This is a genomic window from Streptomyces spongiae (assembly GCF_009377185.1).
Classification (GTDB): Bacteria; Actinomycetota; Actinomycetes; order Streptomycetales; family Streptomycetaceae; genus Streptomyces; species Streptomyces spongiae.
In genome coordinates this window covers 1-5,566 of sequence record NZ_VJZC01000632.1, presented here as the reverse complement: position 1 = coordinate 5,566, position 5,566 = coordinate 1, and the positions used below count along the sequence as shown (strand labels likewise).

At 69.5% G+C, this 5,566-nt stretch carries 4 protein-coding genes and 1 pseudogene; 3 read left to right on the top strand and 2 right to left on the bottom strand.

Annotation, left to right across the window (positions count from 1 at the left end; all coding sequences use genetic code 11):
* Window positions 1-655, bottom strand: a pseudogene (locus FNH08_RS43345) (hydrolase); the annotation flags it as partial.
* A 529-nt stretch (window positions 656-1,184) separates the two neighbouring features.
* On the opposite strand from FNH08_RS43345, the gene FNH08_RS43340 reads away from it, so the two are divergent.
* Window positions 1,185-1,700 carry a mycothiol transferase gene (locus tag FNH08_RS43340; protein WP_152777005.1) on the top strand — a complete coding sequence of 172 codons (516 nt, stop codon included), beginning with the start codon at window positions 1,185-1,187 and terminating at the stop codon, window positions 1,698-1,700.
* 206 nt (window positions 1,701-1,906) lie between these two features.
* Here FNH08_RS43340 and FNH08_RS43335 read toward each other — a convergent pair whose 3' ends face one another.
* Window positions 1,907-2,509, bottom strand: coding sequence for a TetR/AcrR family transcriptional regulator (locus FNH08_RS43335; protein ID WP_152777004.1), 603 nt, complete (start codon window positions 2,507-2,509; stop codon window positions 1,907-1,909).
* A gap of 237 nt (window positions 2,510-2,746) precedes the next feature.
* Between FNH08_RS43335 and FNH08_RS43330 the strand changes: the two genes are divergently transcribed.
* Both FNH08_RS43330 and FNH08_RS43325 read left to right on the top strand, forming a co-directional pair.
* Window positions 2,747-3,874, top strand: coding sequence for an FAD-dependent monooxygenase (locus FNH08_RS43330; RefSeq protein WP_322726395.1), 1,128 nt, complete (start codon window positions 2,747-2,749; stop codon window positions 3,872-3,874).
* 46 nt (window positions 3,875-3,920) lie between these two features.
* A complete protein-coding gene (locus tag FNH08_RS43325; RefSeq protein ID WP_322726394.1) occupies window positions 3,921-5,405 on the top strand; it encodes an MFS transporter in 1,485 nt (494 codons plus the stop codon).
* The last annotated feature ends 161 nt before the right edge of the window (window positions 5,406-5,566 follow it).

Here is a 5,566-nt window from a genome sequence, read left to right as displayed (position 1 = left end):
CCTTCCTCCCGGCCCCCCTTCCTCGCCCCGGCCGCGAGTCGAGGTAGGCCCGCGCGCCCCAGCCCAGCACCGCCTCGGCGAGCAGGACGGCCAGCCGGGACCCGGAGTGGTCCAACTGGTCGGCGGTGTGACGGCAGTGCGGGCAGTCCGCCAGGTGCTCCCGCAGGTCCGGGTCGAGTCCCAGGTCACCGCGCCGGAGTGCCACGTCCAGCAGACGGCTGAAGCGGCGGCACTCCTCGTCCGGGGCGGTCTCGCGGTGCGCGCGCATGCAGGCGTCGCGCAGCAGTGCCCGTGCGTGGGTCGCCTTCACGGTGGCGTCCTCGGGAGTGACCCCGAGGATCGCGGCCGGGACAGCGGGGTCCTCCGCTTCGACCTCGGCGTGCCACAGGACGCAGCGGGCGCGTTCCGGGAGCCCGTGTAAGGCACGGGAGACGAGTTTTCTGTCGTCCGCGGGGAGGAGTCGTGCCGCGGCCCGGTCGGTGAGCTCCGGCCGGGATCTCAGTTCCGGATGAAGCATCGCCCGCCGTCTGTCGGTGTCCCATTCCCCCGCTATCCGGCGCACCGTGACCAGCAGATGCGGCCGCCATGCGGCTGTGGGGCCCGATTGCCGAACGGATTCCCCGAATACCCGCGTGAATGCCGCGGTGGCGAGCATCCCCGCGTGTTGCGGGCCACTGGTGCACAGGGTCGCGTACGAGAAGACGGCCACCCAGTGCCTGGCCAGTAGTTCCCCGACGGGCTGGTGCGCGGGCCGCTTATTGGAACACTTCCTCAGCTCGGCTGCCAGCTCTTCGTCCGTCACGCGGAACGAACGAGCAAGTCGCGGGGAATTCGAAAGGGTGGCGTCATTCACGTCCGATGTCCTCCAGGGTGTGCCGGCACAGCACGCATCCCTTGGCTGTACACCGACAGGCGTCACCTTTGCACAGAGCGTGGTTCCGCAACAAGAGATCGCACGCTCTTCCATTCCGAAGCCCCGTGAGGGCCTTGCCTGTTCACGCGACCCGAGAAGGGGAGAATTCAAGGAGATTTGATGACGGCGAAGCAGAGTTACCCAAAGTAAGTACCGATTTGAACGCGATGAATTGGCATCCGCCCGAAACGGAATCGATGGTTCAACCTAAAAAGAAACGCATCCGTGACTTCGGAGGCGCACCAGCCCCTCGTACGAGAGGCTGGATGTCATGCACTCCAAAGACGTTCTGACCGACGCGTTCGGCCGCATCCGTGAAGAGGTCCACGCCGCCGTCGAGGGCCTCTCCCCCGACGACCTCAACACCCCGCCCCAGGACGGCGCCAATTCCGTTTCCTGGCTGGTCTGGCATCTCACGCGCATCCAGGACGACCATGTGGCCGACGCGGCCGGCCAGGAGCAGGTGTGGCTGGCGGACGGCTGGGCGGACCGCTTCGCCCTGGGGCTGCCCGCCCGCGACACGGGATACGGGCACACCCCCGGGAAGGTCGCCCAGGTCCGGGTGGACTCGGGCGGCCTTCTCCTCGGCTACCACGACGCCGTGCACGAGCGGACGCTGGCCTTCGTGGGCGGGCTCCACGACAACGACCTGGACCGGATCGTGGACGAGAACTGGACCCCCGCCGTCACCCTCGGCGTCCGCCTGGTCAGCGTCGTGGCCGACGACCTCCAGCACGTCGGCCAGGCCGCCTACGTACGAGGGCTGCTTCAGCGCGCGGACTCGTAGCCGGGCAGCACGGGGGTGCGCCAGGCGCCCGGCGACTCCAGCCCGCCGCCGCGGAACCAGCGCTTCCTGAACCCGCCCGCAGTTCGCGCCCCCGCACGCCCGAACTGATGCGGCACTTCGACTTGCCGCACTGAGCGCGGACATGACGGGCGCTCAGACCTTCGGCTTTCGACCCTCGCCCTGAACGGTGCGGTCCTGACGGTCGCTCAGACGTGCGATGCCGTGGCCTGGATACCGGCGAGCACCACGCCGACGATGCGCTCCGCGTCCTCACGGGTGAACCGGCGCATGCCGCGGTTGACGATGAGGTGCACCGGGCCGGAGATCATCTCGCCGAGGAAGGAGCTGTCGACCGGAGGGAGTTCGCCCCGGTCGACGGCGGTGTCCACCCGCCGCTGCATGGCGGCCACGCGCTGGTCGAGGATCTTGGTCAGCGCCTCGACGGTGGCACTTTGGCGGGCGGGCTGGATGGCCTGTTCGAGCGTCCGGCCGAACGGCGTTTCCATGCCACCGGCGAGGGCCAGCAGGAAGTCCACCAGGTCCCGGTGGATGTCGCCGGTGTCGGCGACCGAGGCGAGATCCTCGGCGTAGCGCAGCAGGGCTTCGACCACCAGTTCCTCGCGGTCGGGCCAGTTGCGGTAGACGCTGGTCTTGTGCACGCCGGCGGACTCGGCGACCTCCTCGTAGCGGAAGCCCGCGATGCCGTCGCGCGCCACGAGTTCGACGGTCGCGGCGAGGATCTGCGCTCTCACCCGCGCGTTGCGGCCACCGGGGCGCCGTGCGGGCGACCGGTCGGTCCCGTCGGCCATCGCCGCGCTCACCTCCAGTTTCTCTGCTCGGGTGCCGATTGTCGCCAGGTGCGGCGTTGCGGTGCAAGCCGGTGGTAAGTAAGCTCGCTAAAAGCGACAGATTGTTTCTTTAACTGTTGGGTCGCCGCGGCATCGGCATGCCCGCCGACCGCACCGCTTCGCGGGATCGCCTGCCTGACCGGCGAACTGCGGCCGATCCGATCGCGCACCCACCTCAGCGAAACCTGGAGCGCACACGTGAACATCCTTGTCTCCGGAGCCGGTATCGCAGGGCTCGCCTGCGCACTTGAGCTCGGCACCCGCGGCCACGACGTCACCGTTGTCGAGTACGCCCACCACCTCCGGCTCACCGGCACACCCATCGACATCCGCGGTGACGCGATCGAGGCCGTGGACAGAATGGGACTGCTCGCGAAGATCCAGAAGCAACGGGTCCGGATGTCCGAGCTCACCCAGTTCGTCGACAGCGCCGGCGAGCCGGTGGCCCGGATCCCGATGGCCGAGATCAGCGACTCCGACGACGACATCGAGCTTCTCCGCGAAGACCTCGTGCGTATCCTCGCCGATGCGCTCCCGGACACCGCGGCGATCCGCTTCGGCGACTCGATCGAGACACTGACCGACGGCGGCGGCATCGACAGCGGCGGCGTCGACGTGCGTTTCGCATCGGGCCGCACCGGGCGGTACGACCTGGTGCTCGGTGCCGACGGCCAGCACTCCGCGGTGCGCAGGCTGGTGTTCGGGCCAAAGGAGGACTACCTCCGGCACCTCGGTGTGTACTTCGCCCTCGCCGACCACCCCGGCGAGGCGCGATCCGAGGGCCCCAACTCGATATACAACGTCCCCCGCCGGATGGCAGGTCTCTTCCGGTACAAGGGCAAGGCCGTCGCGGTCTTCCAGTTCCGCTCGGAGCCGATCGACTACGACCACCACGACCTGGACGCCCAGAAGAAGATCCTCATCGACGCCTTCGCGGGCCACCGGTCGTGGCGGATCCCGGAGTTGCTCGATGCGGCCCGCGTCGATCCTTCCTTCTTCTTCACCTCCGCCGGCCAGATCCACATGCCCTCCTGGCACCGCGGCCGCGTCGCCCTCGTCGGGGACGCCGGGTACAGCCCGGCCTTCCTGTCCGGCCGGGGCACCTCACTCGCGCTCACCGGCGCCCGCTTTCTCGCCGAGGAACTCGAACGGTGCGGCAACGACCACACCACCGCGTTCGCACGGTACGAGGCCCGGCAGCGCCCCTATGTCACTTTCGCCCAGGACCGTGTCTACAGCGGACGCGACCGCATGCTGCCGACCACCTGGGCTGCCATCGCCGCCCGCAACAAGGCGCTGCAAGCACCCGGCACCGGCGCGCCCTGAACGTCGCCGAAACCTCAATCCCCCCAAATGCACTGGAGAATGCCTAGTGAAAGACACGCTGTTAAAGCCCGCCCCCGACGCCCAAGAGCACCACTGGAGCAAGCGGCTCATCCTCTGGGCGGCCGTTCTCACCCTCGCCAACATCCTGGCCGACGTGGTCATCGGCTCGCCCATGATGGTCCTGCCCCAGTTACTGGAGCATTTCGACACCGACCAGGCCGCGTGGCTGAACGCGAGCGCGCTGCTGGCCGGGGCCATCTGGTCGCCGCTGCTCGCGAAGAGTTCCGACATCTTCGGCAAGCGCCGGATGCTCATCGGCACGCTGCTCCTCGCCTGCGCGGGAGCGCTGGTCTGCCTCGTCGCCCCCAACGTCTGGATCTTCCTGGTGGGGCGCTTCCTCCAAGGCGCCGCCTTCGCCGCGGTCTTCCTCACGGTGGCCCTCGCACGCCAGATCTGCACCCCGCGGGTGGCAATGGCCTTGGTCGGGCTCGTCACGTCCGGCTCGTCGATCGTCGGCATCATCGAACCGTTCCTGATGCAGCCGATCATCGACGTGTTCGGCTACCGGAGCGTGTTCGTCGTGGCGGCGCTGCTCGCCGCGGCGGCCGCGCTCTGCGTACGTTCCTTCATCCCGGAGTCGCCGATCCGCAAGCCCGGCCGGATCGACGTGCGCGGGGCGCTCCTGCTCGGCGGCGGCCTCGGCGCGATGCTCGCCTACGCCAGCCTCGGGAGCGACCTCGGCTGGCTGTCCGGGGGCATGATCGCGCTGCTGGCGTCCGGTGCCGCCGCGTTGGCCGGTTGGGCGTTCCTCGCGCTGCGGGTCGACGAACCCATCATCGACATCCGGGCCCTCAGCCGCCCGATCCTGCTGACGCTGCTGGCCCTGGTACTGGCAGCAGGGTCCTTCCGGAGCATGCTGCAACTGACGAGCATCGTCGCACAGGTGCCCCCCGACCTGGGGCTCGGCTACGGACTGGGCGACGGAGAGGCGGTCGCGGTGCTGCTCGCCGCGCCCAATCTGGGCATCGTCATCGGCGGCACGTGTGCCGGATGGATCGCGGGGCGGTACGGTCCCGCACTGCCCCTCGTCGGCGGCATCGCCGTCGGGACAGTGGCGACCTTCGCGATGCTGGCCGGCGTATCAGCGCTCCCACTCGCGATCGCCTGCGGCGCCCTGCTCGGCATGGCCGCCGGCGCGATCGGCGCCTCCGGCTACAACCTGGCGACCGGCCTCGAAGCGCCCGAGCGGCAGGGCACGATCGCCGGCCTGGTGTCGGTCGTGCTCGCCCTCGGCTCGGTCGTCTTCAACATCGCCGGGGGCGAGATACTCAAAGCGACCCACATCCCCGGGACCCTTGCCGACGGTGCCCCGGTGAGCACGGCGACCGGCGTGCACCTCTACGTCGCCATGGCGGGAGTACTCTTCGTCCTCGCCGCAGTACCCGCGATCATGCTGTCACGCAACCGTCCTGCCGCGCCGGCCGTGCCCGGGCCACCGCAGCGTCCGCGTTCGCCCGCGGTCGGCCGGTAGCCCGGTTGCCCGCCCACTCCGGCCAGGGGCGCTGCCCCCTTCGGCCCCGTTGTTTCGGGGGCCAACCCCCGGACCCCGGCTCCTCAAACGCCGGAGGGGCTGATTTGGTGCAGGGCGGCCCCGGATGAAGCGGGGCGGGTTGGGTCTGTCTCTTATACACA